This is a genomic window from Flavobacterium praedii, assembly GCF_026810365.1.
Taxonomy (GTDB): Bacteria; Bacteroidota; Bacteroidia; order Flavobacteriales; family Flavobacteriaceae; genus Flavobacterium; species Flavobacterium praedii.
This window is the reverse complement of sequence record NZ_CP113948.1, coordinates 79,137-98,832: the sequence shown is the minus strand read 5'-3', so window position 1 is coordinate 98,832 and position 19,696 is coordinate 79,137. Positions and strand designations below refer to the sequence as shown.

Genomic DNA, 19,696 nt, shown 5'->3' with positions numbered 1-19,696 from the left:
TTATACCATTAGTGGATATAAAATAGTCCAAAGATGCGAAGTTATTTTTTTTCAAGACAACGATAAAAATCATTGCATAGCCTTCGCTACGGAATTATTTTTTGAGGACGTATTGGAGAAAAAGAACAAGTAGATTGGACTATTTTATATGTGCTAATGGTATTAATGGTAAATCGAAAATTCTAGATTCATATAATTTCGTCTAGCACCTTTGTCAAAGTTTTAAACTTTGACAAAGGTTAGGAGTCAACAAACTTTATTTCCAGTTTTTTTTTAGATTGCCATTAAAATTTTAGTATAACCCAAAAAAATGAGTTGCAATTGCTCCAGCTTTGAATTGCTTCTAGCTTTAATTCACTTCAAAATTCCCGCTTTATAAGTAGCAATAGCTCGGTCTCTACCAAAGGTATGTTCTACCATTGGCTGTCCGTAACCCAAATCAAATTCAGGAATCCATTTTCGGATGTAAATTCCTTTTTCGTCAAATTTCTTGAGTTGGATATCGGGATTAAAAACCCTGAAATAAGGCGCTGCATCACAACCCGTTCCTGCTGCCCATTGCCAGTTGCCCACATTGGCAGACAAATCATAATCCAATAACTTTTCGGCAAAATAGGCTTCGCCCCACTGCCAATTGATCAATAAATGTTTGCACAAAAAACTCGCCACGACCATGCGCACTCTATTGTGCATATAGCCCGTTGCGTTAAGCTGACGCATTCCTGCATCGACCATCGGATAACCTGTGGTTCCCGTACACCAGCGTTTGAAATCTTCTTCGTTGTTGCGCCACTGGATCCCATCATAAGCCGATTTGAAATTATGGCTGACGACTTTGGGAAAGCTGAACAGAATTTGCATAAAAAATTCCCGCCAAATCAATTCACTCAAAAAAACATCATTTTTCCGAACTGCCCAATTCACTAATTTTCGGATACTTACCGTACCAAAACGCAAATGGGGTGACAAATACGAAGTACTGTCTATTGCTGGAAAATCTCTGGTTTCGTGGTAATTACTTATTTGTTTGAGATTATAGGGAACTACTTTTATATCACTTTCCTCAAAACCAATTTGTTCTAAAGTGGGGAAATCAAAATTGCTTTTCAGGAAATTAGAGCAATAACTTTGAGTATCGTATTCCACAAGCGGAGCCATGGTTTTGTATTTTTCCAACCATTTATTTTTGTAAGGCGTATAAATGGTATACGGCAAACCATCTGCTTTGGTGATCTCGAGTTCTTCAAAAACCACTTGGTCTTTGAAAGAAAAACACAGCGCATTATTTGCTTTTGCCAATGCATCAATTGCCAAATCTCTCTTTATTGCATAGGGTTCATAATCTTTATTGTAGAAAACTTCCAAAATGTCAAATTCATCAAAAAGAGATTCCCAAACCGCTTTTGTAGTTCCGTTTTTGATTAAAAGTGAACTCCCAAAAGCATTAAGTTGAGTGTTTATTTTTTGAAGCGAATCAAATATAAAACCAACTCGAGCATCCTTTTTGGGCAAGCTACTCAAAATATCAGTGTCGAAAATAAATAACGGAATTACAGGATATTTGGATTGCAATGCATGATACAATGCCACATTATCCTCGAGACGCAAATCGCGTCGGAACCAAAAAATGGATACTTGTTGTTTTGACATTATTTTGAATTAAAAAGCTGATCCACTTTTACACAACGGTAATCAAAGATTTCTTTCAGTTTGTTTTTGACTAGTAAGGTATTCATGATGCGTCCCAGAAATCCTAAAGGCAATGCATAATGCACCACATCGGTCATTTTTACTCCGGTTGGTGTTGCTTCAAAAAAGTGTTTGTGGTGCCAAAAACTATAAGGACCAAAACGTTGTTCATCGATAAAATACGCTTTGTCTTTGACTTGTGTGATTTCGGTGGTCCAACTTATTTTTATACCCAAAAGTGGGGTCACTTTGTATTGGATAATTTGTCCGGCATACATGGATTGATTGTCAAAATCAGTGATTTGAAATCCCATAGTTTCTGGAGTAATTTTTTGCAAATTTTGAGGACTAGAGAAAAACGCCCAACATTCCTCAAGAGTAGCATTGACGTGTTGAACGGTTTCTTTTTTATATACTTTCATTTTGGTGTTGGATTATTATGTAATGAATTTTACATTTCTTTATAAATTGATAAAAATGATACCTAACAGGTTAAAAAAAACGGTTAGGATTGAACGTGTCCTAACAGGTCTCTTTTAACCTGATAGGTGTTTTATTAGACATTCCTAATTACTATTTTTTCAAATGGCTAATGATATTTATAAAAAAAAACTCCTTGAAATGCAGTCTGTATTTTGCATGAGGGATAGAAGTGGAGCTCTTTTGGTATTGGGCATTTTACTTGCCCGATACCAAAAAGCGGGAACGGATAGCCCGACCGCTTTTTTCTAGCGGTCATGCCCCAATTATTTTTTACATTTTATAGTATTTGAAGGGCACAAATAACATTCCGAAACATTCGCCATGCTCTTTTCCGAGGTGTTTGTGGTGTATTTTGTGGGCTTTACGTAGGCCTATTAAATACTTGTTATTGGTGTTTTTGAACCATTTGAATCGTTGGTGAATCAATACATCGTGAATCATAAAATAGCAAAATCCATACGTGGTGATACCGAGGGCGATAAAAAAAAGATAATTCATGCCGCCTTGCACTCCAAAATAGAAAAGAATGATACTTGGAAGGGCAAAAATCACAAAAAATATGTCATTCCGTTCGAATGTATGAGCATATTTGGGTTGGTGATGGTCTTCGTGAAAATACCACATGAGCCCATGCATAATGTACTTATGCGTGAGCCAAGTAACACATTCCATGAATAAAAAAACGCTTAAAAAAATTAAAAAAGATATCATTGTGTTATTTTAAATTAAAAATTAATGTTTCTTTTTATACCAATTTCAACTTGTAGGATACAAACGATTGTGCCAATAATCCTGCTTTTGAATAATTAGAAACCCGAATTCTAGTATTCCCTATTTCGTGACAAGGAGTGTGTGCTAATTTTTTGAGCAGTTTTTTGTAATACACATAGGCAGTGTACACTCCAAACTTGGCTTCCAAAGGTAATTTTATGATGCCTTGAAAAGCTTCTTCAAAATCTTCTTCAATTTCCTTAATGATTGCTTTTTTGGAATTTTCATCAAAGGATTTCAAATCGACTCCCGGGAAATAATTTCGGTTCAATAACAAATTATCATCCTTCAAATCCCGAAGAAAATTTACTTTTTGAAAAGCAGAACCCAATCGCATGGCTTGGTCTTTTAGCTGATTGTATTTAGTTTCATCTCCTTTGACAAAGACTTTGAGACACATTAAACCAACAACATCGGCAGAACCATAAATGTATTCGTTGTATTCCTCTTTGTTTTGATAATCGGATTTGAATAAATCGAGTTTCATGCTTTTGAGAAATGATTGTACCATGTCATCGGTAATATTGTATTCTTTAACAGTCTGTTGAAAGGAATTCAAAATTGGATTCAAACTGATTCCATATTTCATTGACTTATAATATTCGGTTTCAAAATCAATGATTAGATTTTCTTTGTCATACCCATGAAAAGAATCTACTATTTCATCGGCAAAACGCACAAAACCATAGATGCTGTAAATGGCATCCCGAATGCTGGGCGCCAACATATAAACCGCCATAGAAAAAGAAGTGCTGTAATTTTTGGTTACCAATTTACTGCACTTGAAAGACACATCATCAAATAATTGCTTCATACTATTGCTTTAAAAGTTGTTTATCAATTAATTCAGACACTAATTTTCCCGAAATTAATGCTGGAGGAACACCCGGTCCTGGAACAGTTAATTGTCCTGTAAAATATAAATTTTTTACTTTTTTACTTTTCAATTTTGGCCTCAAAAAAGCGGTTTGCAGCAGCGTATTTGCCATTCCATACGCATTTCCTTTGTAAGAATTATATTCTGAAACAAAATCATTTTTGCAAAATGATTGTTTAAATATAATACTATTTTTAATTTCTTGTTGTGTTAACAGTTCGAAACGCTCCATTATTTTATCAAAATACTGATTTCTTAAGTCCTCATTATCAACAATTCCAGGCGCTAATGGAACTAAGAAAAACCCAGATTCCATACCTTCAGGAGCTGCTGTTGTATCTGTAATTGATGGGAAATTGGCATAAAACAAAGGTTCTTTTGGCCATTGCGGTTCATCATAAATATCTTTTGCATGCTGTTCAAAATCGACATCAAAAAACAAAGCATGGTGCGAAATGTTTTTTATTTTTTTGTTGAAACCTACATAAAACAGCAAGGAAGATGGAGCAAAAACTCTGCTATCCCAATAGTCTTCAGAATACATTCTATGCTCTTGATCCAATAACGTTTCGGTATGATGGTAATCGGCTCCACTTAAAATAATATCAGATGGTATTTTTTTTCCATTAACCACTATTGAACGCGCCATTTTATTTTCTACATCAATTTTTTCAATATTGGCACTGGTTTCAAAAATCACTCCTAGTTCTAAGGCCAAATTTTCCATAGCTCGAACAAGATCAAACATCCCTGTTTTTGGATGCCATGTACCAAGGCCAAAATCGGCATAGTTCATAAAACTATAAAACGAAGGTGTATCTGAAGGTTTTGCACCCAAAAACAATACAGGAAACTCAAGTATATGAATGAGCCGTTCGTTTTTGAATTTGCTTCGAACATCTTTACTAATGTTACTAAAAAACTGACCTATCTTTTTGGCCGTTTCAACCGTTACTAATTCTAATGGAGAAACGCCAGGACGATATACCAACTCTTTAATTGCAATATCATAATTGCTTTTGGCCTCTGCCATAAAATCTTTTAAGACTTGACCACTTCCTTCTTCGATAGCTTCAAAGTCAGCAACGATTTGAGGCAAATTATCTGCAATTGCAATAAAATCATCAACTCCATAATACACCCTGTATGCTGGTGAAAGTTTTACAAGCTCATAATAATCTGTTGTTTTTTTGCCAAAATCAGCAAAAAAACGCTCAAAAACATCGGGCATCCAATACCAACTAGGCCCCATATCAAAAGTAAAACCATCGGCTTTCAATTGCCTAGCTCTACCTCCTATTGAAGCATTTTTTTCAAACACCGTTACTTTATGTCCACTTTTTGCCAAATAGCAAGCGGCAGCCATTGCCGAAAATCCGGAACCTATTATAGAAATTGTTTTTTTCATTTGTTTGTCAAATATATAAAAAGATTAAACAAGAAAAATTAAATCTTTTCGACTAAATCAGGAATCGAATTGAAAATTTTCACATCATTTGATATGGCACTGCGGTTGATATATTCCGTCATCCTACCAATCAACCAAATTTGCGTTGAATCATCCAACAGCTCTTCAGTCATTGTGGCAACAAACTCATCAACAGCCACTCTTTCAGGCTGAATCGTCAGATAAGATACAAAAATTATGGAATTAAAATGCTTTTTCAATTCTTTCAAATTATCAATTGGCATATTCTCACCTAAATAGATAACCTTATAGCCTTTGAGTACAATTTCATAATGCAAATACATCAAACCCAATTCATGAATCTCATTGAGCGGCAATGACAAAACAAATACTTTGGCTTGATTAACAGGAATTAAACCTTCAATTTTTTCAGTATTTAAAAGTGTTTTTTTTATGATCAAACAGCTAAGAAAATGTTCGTGAGCTGGAGTAATTGTACCTGTTTGCCACAATAATCCAACCTCTTCCATCAAAGGAATAAAGACTTGATTGAATACCTCTTTAAAAGATTTTTCTTCCATCAACCAATTGTAAGTATTTGAAAAAAGTTCTTGATCAAAATTCATCATTGCCATTTTAAAGGCAGTAATTGCATGACTTTTAGAGTTTTTATTAGAAATTATACCGCGAACCAATTCCGGTATTTTATCTTCAGGAAAGGTAGATATTTTGGATATTTTATATCCATAATCATGCAACAACGTTATATTCAAAAGTTTTTGCAAGCTAGGCAAAGAATACAAACGTATATTGGTATCTGTTCGCATTGGCTGCAATACATTGTATCTTTTTTCCCAAATCCGAATGGTATGCGCTTTCACCCCAGAAAGATTTTCTAGATCTTTAATGCTGAAAATATTTTTTACATTGTTCATCAATATTCAATTTTTATTAAACAAAGGTACAGATAATTTAAACTTAAATAAACAAAACACTACTTTATTATTTTTAGATCTTTTCCAAAATGAAAAATTTTGTTTCTCAATTTGAAAAAATATATTGTGTTTCATCATTTTTATAACTATTTTATTTGTCAAACCTTAAAATTCTGAACTCTAATACCTAAATTCTCTTTATATTTGTGCCTTTCCAAAAAACAACAAAAAATGACTACTTTAAACGAATTGAATGCTATATCACCTATCGATGGTCGCTATAGAAATAAGACAATGTCTCTTGCTCCTTTTTTCTCTGAAGAAGCCTTAATCAAATACCGTGTATTAGTTGAAATCGAATATTTCATTGCATTATGCGAAGTGCCTTTGCCACAACTAAAAAATGTCAACCCTAACTTATTTGAAAGTTTACGTGCTATCTATAAAAACTTTTCTACCGAAGATGCTCTTTGGATAAAAGAAACTGAAAAAGTAACCAATCACGACGTAAAAGCGGTTGAGTATTTCATCAAAGACGCTTTTGAGAAACTAGGTTTATCTGAATACAAAGAATTCATTCATTTTGGTTTAACATCTCAAGATATAAATAATACAGCAATTCCACTTTCTACAAAAGAGGCTTTTGAAAAAGTATATATGCCATCGCTGATTTCTTTAACTTCAAAATTAAAAGAATTAAGCCAAGAATGGGCAGACATCCCAATGCTAGCACGCACACACGGGCAGCCGGCTTCGCCTACTCGTTTAGGTAAAGAAATTGCCGTTTTTGTAGAACGACTAGAAGAGCAAATGCGCTTGTTATTCAATATTCCATTTGCAGCTAAATTTGGTGGAGCAACCGGAAATTACAATGCACATCATGTGGCTTATCCTCAAATTGACTGGAAACAATTTGGACGTCAATTCGTTGAAGACAACTTAGGATTACACCATTCGTTCCCAACAACACAAATTGAACATTACGACCATTTTGCTGCTTTTTTTGATGCATTAAAGAGAATTAATACTATCATAATTGATTTGGACCGAGACATTTGGACGTATGTTTCTATGGAATATTTTAAACAAAAAATAAAAGCGGGAGAGATTGGTTCATCTGCAATGCCTCACAAAGTAAATCCAATTGATTTTGAAAATTCTGAAGGAAACTTAGGAATAGCCAATGCTATTTTTGAACATCTATCGGCTAAATTACCATTATCTAGACTTCAACGTGATTTGACAGACAGTACCGTTTTGAGAAACATTGGTGTACCTATGGGGCATACTTTGATTGCTTTTGAAGCAACTTTGAAAGGTTTGAATAAATTATTACTCAACGAATCCAAGTTTCACGAAGATTTAGAAAAAAACTGGGCCGTTGTAGCCGAAGCCATTCAAACAATCTTACGACGCGAAGCCTACCCGAATCCTTATGAAGCGTTGAAAGGTTTAACAAGAACAAACGAAGCTATTGACAAAAAAGCAATTCACGGATTTATAGCTACACTTGAAGTTTCGGATGCAATAAAAGCCGAATTGATGCAAATCACTCCAAGTAATTTCTTAGGAATTTAAACCCTAAATAATATTTTAATTAATAGCCGTCTCTTGAGATGGCTATTTTTTTGGATACAATTAACCCAGATTATACAAAAAAAGCAAACCCTAAAAAATTTACTTTTCGTAAATTAGCCCTAAATGATTTTTAGTCAAAATTATTTTCACAAATTTTAATTCCACTTTATGAGTATATTAACTGAAGCACCTACAACTGCAAGCCACTTGGAACCATTAATCAGTGATTTGGGATTAATCCTTATGACTGCCGCTGTTGCCGTTTTAATATTTAAAAAACTGAAGCAACCCTTGGTTTTGGGTTATTTGATAGCGGGATTTCTAGCAGGCAACCATTTTGATTTTTTCCCTTCGGTCAAAGAGATTAAAAGTGTAGAAGTATGGGCTGAAATTGGTGTCATCTTTTTATTGTTTAGTTTAGGATTAGAATTTAGTTTCAAAAAATTAATGAAAGTAGGTGGTACCGCTACTATAACCGCCGGAACTCAAATTATAAGCATGTGTATTTTGGGTTATGCCGTTGGGCAATGGATGGGTTGGCCTAAAATGGACAGTATTTTTCTAGGAGTTATCCTGTCCATCTCTTCGACCACAATTATTTTAAAATCATTTGAAGAACTTGGGGTAAAAACTCAAAAATTTGCCGGAAATGTTATTGGAGCATTAATCGTCCAAGACATCCTCGCCATTCTATTGATGGTTTTATTGTCAACTGTTGCTGTAAGTAACCAATTCTCCGGAAGTGATCTCATTCAATCCGTATTCAAACTTTTGTTCTTTTTGGTAATTTGGTTTTTGGGAGGGATTTTTATTGTACCTACATTACTAAAAAAAACAAAACATCTATTATCCGATGAAATGCTATTAATCATATCATTGGCATTGTGCTTAATGATGGTGATTTTGGCCTCTAATGTTGGTTTTTCTCCTGCTCTTGGCGCATTTATTATGGGCTCAATTATTGCCGAAACGACACAAGCCGAACATATTGAACATCTGGTAAAACCCGTAAAAGATTTATTTGGGGCAGTATTTTTTGTATCGGTCGGCATGTTAATCGATCCAGATGCATTATTTCAACATGCTTTACCCGTTTTAATACTTTCATTCGTCACTATTTTTGGACAATCTATCAGTTCAACTTTTGGTGCAATATTATCAGGACAACCTTTGAAAGATTCGATCCGAACAGGAATGAGTTTGTCGCAAATAGGTGAATTCTCTTTTATCATAGCTACATTAGGAATGACTTTGAAAGCAACAGGCTCATTTTTATACCCAATTGTGGTTGCCGTTTCTGCCATTACGGTTTTTACGACTCCCTTTATGATAAAATATTCGCTCCTTTTCTCCGAATATTTAGCACATCACTTACCTCGAAAATGGACGAAACGTATCGAACGCTATTCAGCGAGCACTCAAGCAATAAAAACTGTAAGTTTATGGCAATCCGTAATTAATGCTTATATCATTCAGGTGACAATACTTGTAGTAATTATATTGGCAGTTATTTTACTTTCTACCCGATATCTATTGCCAATCGTTCACGACTATCATTTTGGCAATGCTATAGGCGCACTAATAACACTAGGTATTGTTTCTCCATTTTTATGGGCACTTGCATTTAGAAGAGTCGCAATTGACGAAGTAGAACACTTAATGCTAGATCGAAAATCAAGAGGCCCATTAACAATGCTTTTTTTCATTCGAATTCTATTGTCTATATTTTTCATTGGATTGTTATTGAATATCTTTTTCTCACCGATAATAGGACTTATCACTTTAGTCATTTCAATAGTGATTTATTTGATTTTTCAAAAGAAACTCCATATTCAATACCATAAAATTGAGAACCATTTTCTTGCTAACTTAAACGATAGAGAGTTAAGCAAAGCCAAAAGAAGCCGAAGTGATTTGACGCCTTGGGATGGACACATGGCAGTTTTTGATATTGCGGCAGAATCGAATATTGCCGGCGAAACTTTAAAAAAATTACAAATTAGAGAGTCCTTAGGCATTAATGTGGTTTCTATAAAAAGAGGAGAAGTTATGATACATATTCCTGATGCAAATGAACGTATTTTTCCTGGCGATGAAGTTTGCGTTATCGGAACAGATGCTCAAGTGCAAGAATTTAAAAAATATTTAGATCAACATGAAATCGATGTTTCTCCTGGAATTACAGAACCTGATATTGTTTTAAGACAGATCGAATTAAAAAACCATGAATTCCACGGCAAGAGCATTAAAGAATCTAAACTACGCGAAAAAACACAAGGTTTGATTGTTGGAATTGAAAAAAGAGGAAACCGTACCCTAAATCCCGAATCAAATGTGATTTTAGAAAAAGACGATATTCTATGGATTGTAGGCAATAAAAAACTACTGGCGGATTTGGTTCATGATTAAACCCAGAATCCGCATTAGATATTATTACGCAGAGTCACACGAAGAATTCGCGAAGAATCACAAAGTTTTTTAAGCTCCATTCAAAGAATTCGATTTCCCTTTGTGCGACTTTGCGAATCCTTTGCGCATCTTCTTGAAATTTTTCCTATTGCGGAATCTGGATTAAACCCATAGACTTCTTTATACCAATTAAAAACAAAAAAGGTGCAAGAACTGAATCTTACACCTTTTTTTTTAGGCTTTCGCCCAATTTATCTCGAATAATTCGGAGCTTCTTTTGTAATAGTCACGTTATGCGGATGACTTTCGTTGATTCCGCTTGCCGTAATACGAACAAAACGACCCGTATCCTGCAATGTTGCAATATCTTTGGAACCGCAATATCCCATTCCTGCACGAAGACCACCAATAAATTGTTGCATACTTTCGTTCAACTCTCCTTTATATGGTACACGTCCTACGATTCCTTCTGGAACTAATTTTTTAACATCATCTTCTACATCTTGGAAATAACGGTCTTTTGAACCCTCTTGCATCGCTTCAACAGAACCCATTCCTCTGTATGATTTGAATTTTCTTCCTTCGAATATAATAGTTTCTCCTGGAGATTCCATGGTACCGGCTAACAACGAACCTAACATTACACAATCAGCTCCAGCAGCAATCGCTTTAGGAATATCTCCAGTATATCTAATACCACCATCTGCAATTACAGGAACTCCACTACCTTTTATAGCAGCGGCTACTTCAAGAACTGCAGAAAACTGAGGAAAACCAACACCTGCAACAATTCTTGTAGTACAAATAGAACCAGGTCCTATTCCAACTTTTACACCATCTGCACCATTTTCTACTAAATACAAAGCAGCTTCTGGAGTTGCAATATTTCCAACAATTACATCTAAATTAGGAAATTTCGCTTTTACTGATTTTAAAACATCTACCACTCCTTTTGTATGTCCGTGAGCAGTATCAATAATTACCGCATCAACTCCTGCATTGACCAAAGCAGTAGCTCTTTCAACAGCATCAGCAGTAACACCTAGGGCAGCCGCTACTCGCAAACGACCAAACTTATCTTTATTCGCATTTGGCTTTTGAGTTAATTTGGTAATATCTCTAAAAGTAATTAAACCAACCAACTCGTTTTTATCATTTACAACAGGTAATTTTTCAATTTTATGTCCTTGTAAAACTACCTCAGCTTGTTCTAATGAAGTTCCTTCGGCAACGGTTACCAGATTTTGACTTGTCATAACTTCAACAATAGGTCTTGACCCATTTTTTTCAAAACGCAAATCTCTATTGGTAACAATTCCTTTTAGAATTTTATTCTCATCCACAATTGGAATACCACCAATACCGTATTCTTTCATAACAGCTTTAGCATCTGTAACAGTTGAAGACATTGGCAAAGTCACGGGATCGATAATCATACCAGACTCGGCACGTTTAACTTTACGAACTTTGGCCGCTTGTTGTTCGATGGTCATGTTTTTATGCAAAACACCTATCCCTCCTTCTTGTGCCATGGCAATTGCCATCGAACTTTCGGTAACGGTATCCATAGCAGCAGATACAATAGGAACATTTAATGTGATATTTCTTGAAAATTTGGATTGAATACTCACTTCGCGCGGAAGAACATTTGAGTAATTGGGAACTAATAATACATCATCGTAGGTTAAACCTTCACCGACAATCTTGGAGATATGTGCTTTCATGTTGCAATTTGTAGTTGAATTGCGTGCAAATATAGACAATCTTAAGCTAAAAAACACTTCACTCCCCTAATTTATTTTTAAATTGCAAGTTAAAAATAACATCAACACCTATTTTTATTTATAACTACACCTAACACTTATGACAATAGCAAATCACTCAATTTCAGGATTAAACAAAATTGAAGTTGAAAAATCCAGAATTAAAAATGGTTCTAATTCTATTGAACACCAAAAGAAAAACAACATACTTTCTTCCATTATAGATATGGTCAAAGAACCAATGTTTCTTTTACTAATAACCGCTACTAGCATTTATTTTTTCACCTCCGAATTTAGCAACGGAATATTTATGGCAGTAGCAATCATACTAGTTTCTACCATTTCCCTCTACCAAGAATCTAAGAGTAGAAACGCCATCGAAGCTTTACACAAATTAACACAACCAAAAAGCAAAGTAATAAGGGAAAATGAACTCATAGAAATCCCTTCCGAAGAGATTGTTTTGGGAGATTATATTCAGTGTGAAGAAGGAACTTTTATTCCAGCTGATGGAGTTATAATCCAATCAAATGATTTTTCGGTTAATGAATCAATAATTACAGGAGAATCTTTAGCTGTTTTCAAAAGTGAAAAAAGTGAAAACTGTCAAGTTTTTCAAGGAACAATTGTCAATACAGGATTAGCAATCTGCAAAGTTACCGCAATAGCAAGCCAAACACAGTTAGGTAAGATTGGTAAAAGTTTAGAAGATATCGTTGAAGAAAAAACACCATTACAATTACAAATTTCAAATTTTGTTACCAAAATGTCTCTTTTGGGATTAATCGTATTTATAATTGTTTGGGGCATTAATTTTTACAATTCCAAACTCCTTCTAGACAGCCTTCTAAAAGCGCTAACCTTAGCCATGAGTATTATCCCCGAAGAAATTCCAGTTGCATTTACTACCTTCATGGCGCTTGGTGCTTGGCGATTAATGAAAATGGGGATTATTGTCAAACAAACTAAAACAGTAGAAACTTTGGGAAGTGCTACGGTAATATGCACAGACAAAACCGGGACTATTACCGAAAACAAAATGAGTCTTGCGCAATGGTATTTATTAGAAGGAGATTTATTAAGTGATAATTATAATGCCGATTTTAACACCAATGTAAACAGAAAAAAATCCCAATTAACTTCAAAAGAACAAGAATTATTAAGCCTATCTATGTGGTCCAGTGAGCCTATTCCTTTTGATGCAATGGAAATAGCGTTGCACGAAGCATATACCAATATGGAAATAATAGATGAACGCCCAAATTTTCAAATGGTACATGAATATCCGTTGAGTGGAACACCTCCTATGATGACCCATATTTTTGAAAACAAAAAAGGAGAAAAAATCATTGCCGCCAAAGGAGCTCCAGAAGCTTTAATCGCTTGTTCCGCTTTATCCGAAAAACAGATCAATCAAATTTCAGCTGCAGTGCAATCAATGGCCGAAAAAGGGTATCGTGTTTTAGGGGTAGGTGTTGTCAATTATTCAGGATCCAATTATCCAAAAACTCAGCAAGAATTTTCATTTGATTTTAAAGGTCTAGTTGCTTTTTATGATCCTCCAAAAGCCAATATAAAAGAGGTTTTCGAAACTTTTTACAAAGCTGGAATTCAGGTAAAAATTGTAACTGGTGATAATGCTTTAACTACAGCAACTATTGCCAACCAGATTGGATTTAAAAACCCAGAAAAAACCTTAAACGGTGATGAACTCATGACGATGGATGATGCCACTTTGAGAGAAAAAGTAATGGAAACTAACATTTTTACCAGAATGTTTCCCGAAGCCAAACTAAAAATTATAAAAGCATTAAAAGAAAATAGTCAAATTGTAGCGATGACCGGTGATGGTGTTAATGATGGCCCCGCTTTAAAATCAGCCCATATCGGTATTGCAATGGGTAAAAAAGGAACCGAAATAGCCAAACAAGCTGCAAACTTAATCTTAATAGATGATGATTTCGGAAAAATGACCGACGCAATTGCCATGGGTCGAAAAATTTACATCAATCTAAAAAAAGCCATTCGTTATATCATTTCTATTCATATTCCAATTATATTAATTGTCTTTATCCCATTAGTTTTGGGATGGATATATCCTAATATTTTTTCACCGGTACATATTATTTTTCTTGAAATCATAATGGGACCAACTTGCTCCATTATTTATGAAAATGAACCTATGGAAAACAATTTAATGTTACAAAAACCACGCCCTTTTACAAAAACATTTTTTAATTTAAAAGAAATAACAATCAGCATTATTCAAGGGCTAATCATCACCCTTGGCCTATTATTTATGTATCAATATTGTGTAAAATGGGAGTATACTGAAAATGCCACCAGAACCTATATTTTTCTAACATTGATTGCTTCTAATATTTTTCTAACATTAGCCAATCGTTCTTTTTACTATTCTGTATTAACCACAATGAAATATAAAAACAATTTGGTTGTAATGATTATCGGACTAACCCTATTAATCACATTATCAATACTATTCATTCCTGTTTTCAGGGCTTTTTTCATGTTTGATAACATCAAACTACTACAAACGGGATTGTGTATTTCTGTAGCATTTATAAGTGTATTTTGGATAGAAATTTATAAACTTTACAAAAGAAATAAAGGAATCGAATAAATAACTTTGATAAACAGCGTTTTAGTTACTTAAATAAAACGCTGTTTATCAATAATTAACTAAGCCTCCTAGTATAAAAAAAAGAAAAATTATTTGCCTGCATAACCGTTTTTAATACAATTTGCATTATTGATTGCTCCTATTCTTTAGATTTTAAACACAACTGGAAACCAATTGAATAAATTGTTCTAACTGTATTCGAGTTTAATACGACAATCGATTCTTAATTACTATTTCCTACTACCTCCAGAAATAACATTAAACCCAATTTGAAAAGCAAGAGCATTTGACTTCGATAGATCCTTATAAGCCAATAGATTATCAGCCAAAACATAAAAATTAAAAACTCCAATTTTTGTCGTTAGCCCCAAGCCAATATTGCTGTAAGAATATGAGTCTATAGTATAAGTTGCTTTCATTTGCAATCCTTCCAAAATTCTTCTTCTATAGTAAGCTGTCAAAGCCAACATTGGATCCCTAGGAGTTGTCATTGCAAAAAGTTGTGCTCCAATTGCACTCCTATACCACGAATCTTCATCGGTTGCACAATTACACTCCGTTTGCCTTTCTTCCTCAAAAGAATATTGAAAGGAAGAGTAAAATTTCAAAGGACGTTGAGTGGTGTATTTATGATATACTGTATCCAAAGGGATCGCATCTTTAAAATCTTGGTAAGCATTATCAATAGTACCATCAGAATTAAATTCAGTAAGTACTCCTTTAAAATTATAATACCCTTTAAAAGTATAATCCACTACTTCTTTTGAATGGCTAACATAACCAATATCTACCAGACTTGCAGTTATTTGAATATTTTTTTCAGGATAATACGTAAGTCCTAAATCCACACCTAATCCTAAATTCCCTCCCAAAAAAGCTTTCTTAGTTACATCATCTGCTATATCGCTTCCTAAATCGCCATCATAATTTTCATCTAAATATTTGGCTGCTCCAGAGGTATTAAGTTCTAAATTGGATCTTATCGTTTGATCATAAATCAAATTAGCACCTTGTTTAGTAACAAAATAACCCGAATTATGAGTTGATGTAGCATTAAAAATACTAGAATAAATTTTCCCTCGAATTCCAAGAACAAGTTTGTCGTTTATCTGTTTATTATAACCAATATGAAAAACAGTTGACAAATCGGCTTTCACGCTTAAATCTCCTAAATTAAAAGACTTTCCTATGTAATCATTGTTCCCATATAAAGACAAAATAGCCAAATCTGTAGGGACATAAATAAATGAATCTAATTCTTGGTACATTCCAAAAGAAACATAACTTTTGCTGTCTTCTCCACCTACTTTAAAGCCAGCCATAAAAAGTTCTAATTGTTGATTGGTAGTGATATAATCCTTTCTACTTGTTGAGGCCACCAAATTCCTCACTTTTTCAGAAAAATCAACCCCGTCATTTGCGAATAGACTATAAGCATCAATCCCTGTCGAACCAACATTTGCTGAAATTCCAGATAATAATGGCACGCCAAAAAACCATTTGTATTTTACATCCGCTCCAGGATTTGTCAATAAACTTTGAGGCTGAGGGGTGAAATTATATAATATTTCTTTATTTTGAGAGGAACAATAAACAGAAACCGACAGAAATAAAAGGATTATTATTTTTCTCATTTTACATCAAAATAAGCAGTTATACTTGAACTAAATTCAATTCTACCCGAACTTGTAGCTGATAATGGTGGACCGGGAAGCATTTTTATAGAAAAAATCATTTTTGTAGTATTTTTCAAAACAGAAACATTAGCAGGAGTAAATGTTTCGGTTGTTTCAAACAACTCTTCGGCACCAGTAGATGCTGCTATATTCATTGTTGGTATAGTATAAATAGGAGCATTATTTTTATCCAAAAAAGTAATATCCAGCGCATAAGCTCTGGATATTGTGTTTTTAATTCTAAAATACAAATCTGTTTTTACCAAATCATTTTCAACAAATGAAGAATTAAAAAAATCAACACTGGAAATATATGAAAACAAAGGTTGTTCGGAACCATTTACAACAAAATTGGAAGCTTTTGCTTCTAAATAGGCCAGATTTGTAGTAAAAACTGGTTGTACCGTTAAATCATTTGCTTGATCGAAATTTAAATCACTGCTGCATGAAAAAGCACTAAAAGCCAGCATGATTATTAAAATAATCCTAATGTAGAGTCTGTGTTTCATATCATTATACTAGTTTTATAAAATCCCTGTTTTTTACCATTTAATATCTCTATTTAAAGAAACGATAAAATTCTGGAATTATTTAATTTTTAGTACTTTTTATTTCTACCAATTTCAATGAAACTCCCCAAATATTTTCGACGCTTCATTATAAGCACTTTCAAAGCTCATGGGACTGCAATTGGTATTTTCTTTATGAACCGTAAAATAGGACAATAATTTCTCCGTAGGCATATTACCTGTTAAATTATCCGTAGCCATAGGACATCCTCCAAAACCTTGAATTGCTCCATCAAATCGACGACAGCCTCCCTTATAAGCTGCATCAATTTTTTCCAACCATTTGTCTGGTGTTGTATGAAGATGAGCTCCAAATTCTATTTGTGAATATTGAGGAATTAAATTAGAGAACAAATATTCAATTACTTCCGGCGATGAACTCCCTACGGTATCAGAAAGTGATAAAATTTTCACCCCCATTGCTGCCAACTTTTCAGTCCATTGTGCTACTATTTCAACATTCCAAGGATCTCCATATGGATTCCCAAAACCCATAGAAAGATAGGCTACAACTTCTTTATTCGTTTTATCGGCAAGATTTAGAATTTCATCCAAAGTTACTAAGGATTCAGCAATCGTTTTATGAGTATTACGCATTTGAAAATTTTCGGAAATCGAAAAAGGAAAACCTAAATATTGAATAGCTTTATGCTGAGAAGCTAAAGTTGCGCCTTGTAGATTTGCAATAATAGCTAATAACTTGCTCCGAGTTTTAGACAAATCAAGTTGTTCCAAAACCGCTGCAGTATCTTGCATTTGCGGTATGGCTTTTGCCGAAACAAAACTACCAAAATCGATGGTGTCAAAACCTACACGCAATAACGACTGGATATAGGTTACCTTTCTTTCGGTAGGAATGAAGGCTTTTATACCTTGCATCGCATCACGTGGACATTCGATAATTTTTATTGTCTTCATAACTTTCAAATGTATAAAAAAGGTTTTGAGTTACAAAGAAAGAAAAATCGTTATTCTATTATTTATTTGATAAAATTGCTTTATTTATTTTTTTTACCAATGCTGGGCCTTCATAAATAAAACCTGTATACAATTGAACAAGACTGGCACCTGCCTCCAATTTTTCTAAAGCATCTTCTGCAGAATGTATTCCTCCTACTCCTATAATTGGAAATGCCTTGTTACTTTTTTGGGAAAGAAAACGAATCACTTCTGTTGAACGAGATGTTAAAGGTTTACCGGACAACCCTCCAGTTTCAGTTTGATTCAAAGAGTTCAAACCATTGCGCGAAATTGTAGTATTTGTAGCTATTACTCCCGCAATCTTGGTTTCTTGTACAATATCGATAATATCAAGCAATTGTTCATCTGTTAAATCTGGAGCAATTTTTAGTAATATTGGCTTTTGTATTGGCCTAGACAAGTTTTTATTTTGCAGCGTTTGCAATAACTGTGTCAGCGGCTCTTTTTCTTGTAATGCGCGAAGATTTGGCGTATTAGGCGAACTTACATTGACTACAAAATAGTCGACATAATCAAATAAAGCATCAAAACAAATCTCGTAATCAGAAGTAGCATCTTCGTTTAAGGTCACTTTATTTTTTCCAATATTTCCACCTATTAATACACCATTATTTTTTTTCAATTGTTCTACAGCTGCAAGAACACCACCATTATTAAATCCCATTCTATTGATTATAGCCGAATCTTCCACTAATCGGAAAATTCGTTTTTTATCATTTCCTGGTTGCGGTTTTGGGGTAAGTGTCCCAATTTCTATAAAACCAAAACCAAAATTAGAAAGTTCTTTATACAATACAGCATCTTTATCAAAACCAGCTGCTAACCCCACTGGATTTTTAAACTTTAAACCAAATACTTCGGTCTCTAATCTTTTGTCGTTAACTTGATATAAAAATCTAAAAAGGGAAGGAATTCCAGGAATTTTTGATACTATTCTAATTAACGAAAAAGTAAAATAATGCACTTTTTCAGGATCAAAACAAAAAAGAATAGGGCGTATAAAAATCTTGTACATAATTGAAATATTGGTTGGCACAAAAGTAAAGAATTGTTTTTAGTTTTAAGGTATAGAAATATAGTTAAAGCTATTCATTTGTTAATTATCAAACAAAATCCACTTAAAAAAATCAGTATAAATATCATCCAAAAAAAAAATAAAAAACGACAAATAAGCATCATTTTTTATTTTCTTCAACCAATTAACAATTAAAACCTACTTTGACATAGCTTTATTTATCAAAGCTTTATCAATGTATTGTATCACTCTATCTACTTTATCAATAGAATCAAAATGATAATCCGTATGAATCCACTGCGTCATTTCATTTCCATTTCTGTATTTAGCCGTTGTTTTGTACCATGACAACAACCAAACTCCTTTGGATTCAATACTTTGTGGTTGATTGACTAATATAGGCAACCAAATGGTATTTTTAAAAGAGATAGACTCAATAACATTGGCTCTTCTTTGTTTCCAATAGGAAGCAATTGCAGCTTTCCCTACCAAACTATCTCCGCTGTTCCATACATAAACAGCATTATCTGCATAAATATCCATCCAACTATCCATGTCACCTTTCTCCATATCGACTAGCGATTTTTTACCGATTTCAGCATATTTAGGATCCGCAAATTCAGCAGGTTTTTTAATAGAATCTGTTATAGAAACTACTTTACTCGTTTCTTTAGTATCTTCTTTTTTACAATTTAAAAGCAGAACAGCACAAATTACAATAAATGCGATTTTTTTCACAGCTTATTTTTTAGAGTATTTTAAAATTTAGATTAAGCTATTTCTATAAATAAAGGGAGAGTAAATTTAATTAAAAAATAAATAAGTCTATTAAAATAATTCAATTAATTAAACTGTATACCAATTAGTTATAATTAAATTCAATTTAAAACCTACACTTTAA

The 19,696-nt window shown here is 33.7% G+C and carries 15 protein-coding genes; 3 read left to right on the top strand and 12 right to left on the bottom strand.

Features of this window, described 5'->3' with window-relative positions; translation table 11 throughout:
• Positions 1 to 354 precede the first annotated feature (354 nt).
• The 6 genes from OYT91_RS00460 to OYT91_RS00435 form a co-directional block, all read right to left on the bottom strand.
• The gene (locus OYT91_RS00460) at positions 355 to 1,650 is read right to left on the bottom strand and encodes a cryptochrome/photolyase family protein (RefSeq protein WP_281239060.1); all 1,296 of its coding nucleotides are present in this window, start codon (positions 1,648 to 1,650) and stop codon (positions 355 to 357) included.
• Positions 1,650 to 2,111 (bottom strand): SRPBCC family protein, encoded by a 462-nt coding sequence (locus tag OYT91_RS00455; protein ID WP_281239059.1) that lies wholly within the window; start codon positions 2,109 to 2,111, stop codon positions 1,650 to 1,652. Before OYT91_RS00455 ends, OYT91_RS00460 begins: the two co-directional genes overlap by 1 nt.
• Before the next feature lie 331 nt (positions 2,112 to 2,442).
• Complete coding sequence (locus OYT91_RS00450; RefSeq protein ID WP_281239058.1) at positions 2,443 to 2,883, bottom strand: sterol desaturase family protein; 441 nt, start codon at positions 2,881 to 2,883, stop codon at positions 2,443 to 2,445.
• Positions 2,884 to 2,917: 34 nt separating this feature from the next.
• Positions 2,918 to 3,757, bottom strand: a complete 840-nt coding sequence (locus OYT91_RS00445) for a phytoene/squalene synthase family protein (protein WP_281239057.1) — start codon at positions 3,755 to 3,757, stop codon at positions 2,918 to 2,920.
• A 1-nt stretch (position 3,758) separates the two neighbouring features.
• Entirely contained in the window at positions 3,759 to 5,228 is a 1,470-nt protein-coding gene (locus OYT91_RS00440) for a bifunctional phytoene desaturase/3,4-desaturase (protein WP_281239056.1), read from the bottom strand.
• A gap of 38 nt (positions 5,229 to 5,266) precedes the next feature.
• Complete coding sequence (locus OYT91_RS00435) at positions 5,267 to 6,163, bottom strand: MerR family transcriptional regulator (protein WP_281239055.1); 897 nt, start codon at positions 6,161 to 6,163, stop codon at positions 5,267 to 5,269.
• Between the two features lie 231 nt (positions 6,164 to 6,394).
• Here OYT91_RS00435 and purB point away from each other — a divergent pair, with 231 nt between their 5' ends.
• Positions 6,395 to 7,741: an adenylosuccinate lyase gene (purB, locus tag OYT91_RS00430; protein ID WP_281239054.1), complete on the top strand. Its 1,347-nt coding sequence runs from the start codon at positions 6,395 to 6,397 to the stop codon at positions 7,739 to 7,741.
• 168 nt (positions 7,742 to 7,909) lie between these two features.
• Complete coding sequence (locus OYT91_RS00425) at positions 7,910 to 10,150, top strand: cation:proton antiporter (RefSeq protein WP_281239053.1); 2,241 nt, start codon at positions 7,910 to 7,912, stop codon at positions 10,148 to 10,150.
• 251 nt (positions 10,151 to 10,401) lie between these two features.
• Here the strand turns inward: OYT91_RS00425 and guaB are convergent, their stop codons facing one another.
• Complete coding sequence (gene guaB / locus OYT91_RS00420) at positions 10,402 to 11,874, bottom strand: IMP dehydrogenase (protein ID WP_281239052.1); 1,473 nt, start codon at positions 11,872 to 11,874, stop codon at positions 10,402 to 10,404.
• Between the two features lie 139 nt (positions 11,875 to 12,013).
• On the opposite strand from guaB, the gene OYT91_RS00415 reads away from it, so the two are divergent.
• Positions 12,014 to 14,554 carry a cation-translocating P-type ATPase gene (locus OYT91_RS00415; protein WP_281239051.1) on the top strand — a complete coding sequence of 847 codons (2,541 nt, stop codon included), beginning with the start codon at positions 12,014 to 12,016 and terminating at the stop codon, positions 14,552 to 14,554.
• Positions 14,555 to 14,784: 230 nt separating this feature from the next.
• Here the strand turns inward: OYT91_RS00415 and OYT91_RS00410 are convergent, their stop codons facing one another.
• From OYT91_RS00410 to OYT91_RS00390, 5 genes are all read right to left on the bottom strand, one after another.
• Positions 14,785 to 16,188 (bottom strand): DUF5723 family protein, encoded by a 1,404-nt coding sequence (locus OYT91_RS00410; RefSeq protein WP_281239050.1) that lies wholly within the window; start codon positions 16,186 to 16,188, stop codon positions 14,785 to 14,787.
• On the bottom strand, positions 16,185 to 16,739 hold the full coding sequence (locus OYT91_RS00405; RefSeq protein ID WP_281239049.1) for a hypothetical protein: 555 nt from the start codon (positions 16,737 to 16,739) through the stop codon (positions 16,185 to 16,187). The genes OYT91_RS00410 and OYT91_RS00405 overlap by 4 nt, the downstream gene beginning before the upstream one ends.
• A 114-nt stretch (positions 16,740 to 16,853) precedes the next feature.
• Positions 16,854 to 17,717 carry a hydroxymethylglutaryl-CoA lyase gene (locus OYT91_RS00400; RefSeq protein WP_281239048.1) on the bottom strand — a complete coding sequence of 288 codons (864 nt, stop codon included), beginning with the start codon at positions 17,715 to 17,717 and terminating at the stop codon, positions 16,854 to 16,856.
• Positions 17,718 to 17,775: 58 nt separating this feature from the next.
• A complete protein-coding gene (locus tag OYT91_RS00395; RefSeq protein ID WP_281239047.1) occupies positions 17,776 to 18,795 on the bottom strand; it encodes a quinone-dependent dihydroorotate dehydrogenase in 1,020 nt (339 codons plus the stop codon).
• A gap of 198 nt (positions 18,796 to 18,993) precedes the next feature.
• Complete coding sequence (locus tag OYT91_RS00390; RefSeq protein WP_281239046.1) at positions 18,994 to 19,533, bottom strand: nuclear transport factor 2 family protein; 540 nt, start codon at positions 19,531 to 19,533, stop codon at positions 18,994 to 18,996.
• Between the last annotated feature and the right edge of the window lie 163 nt (positions 19,534 to 19,696).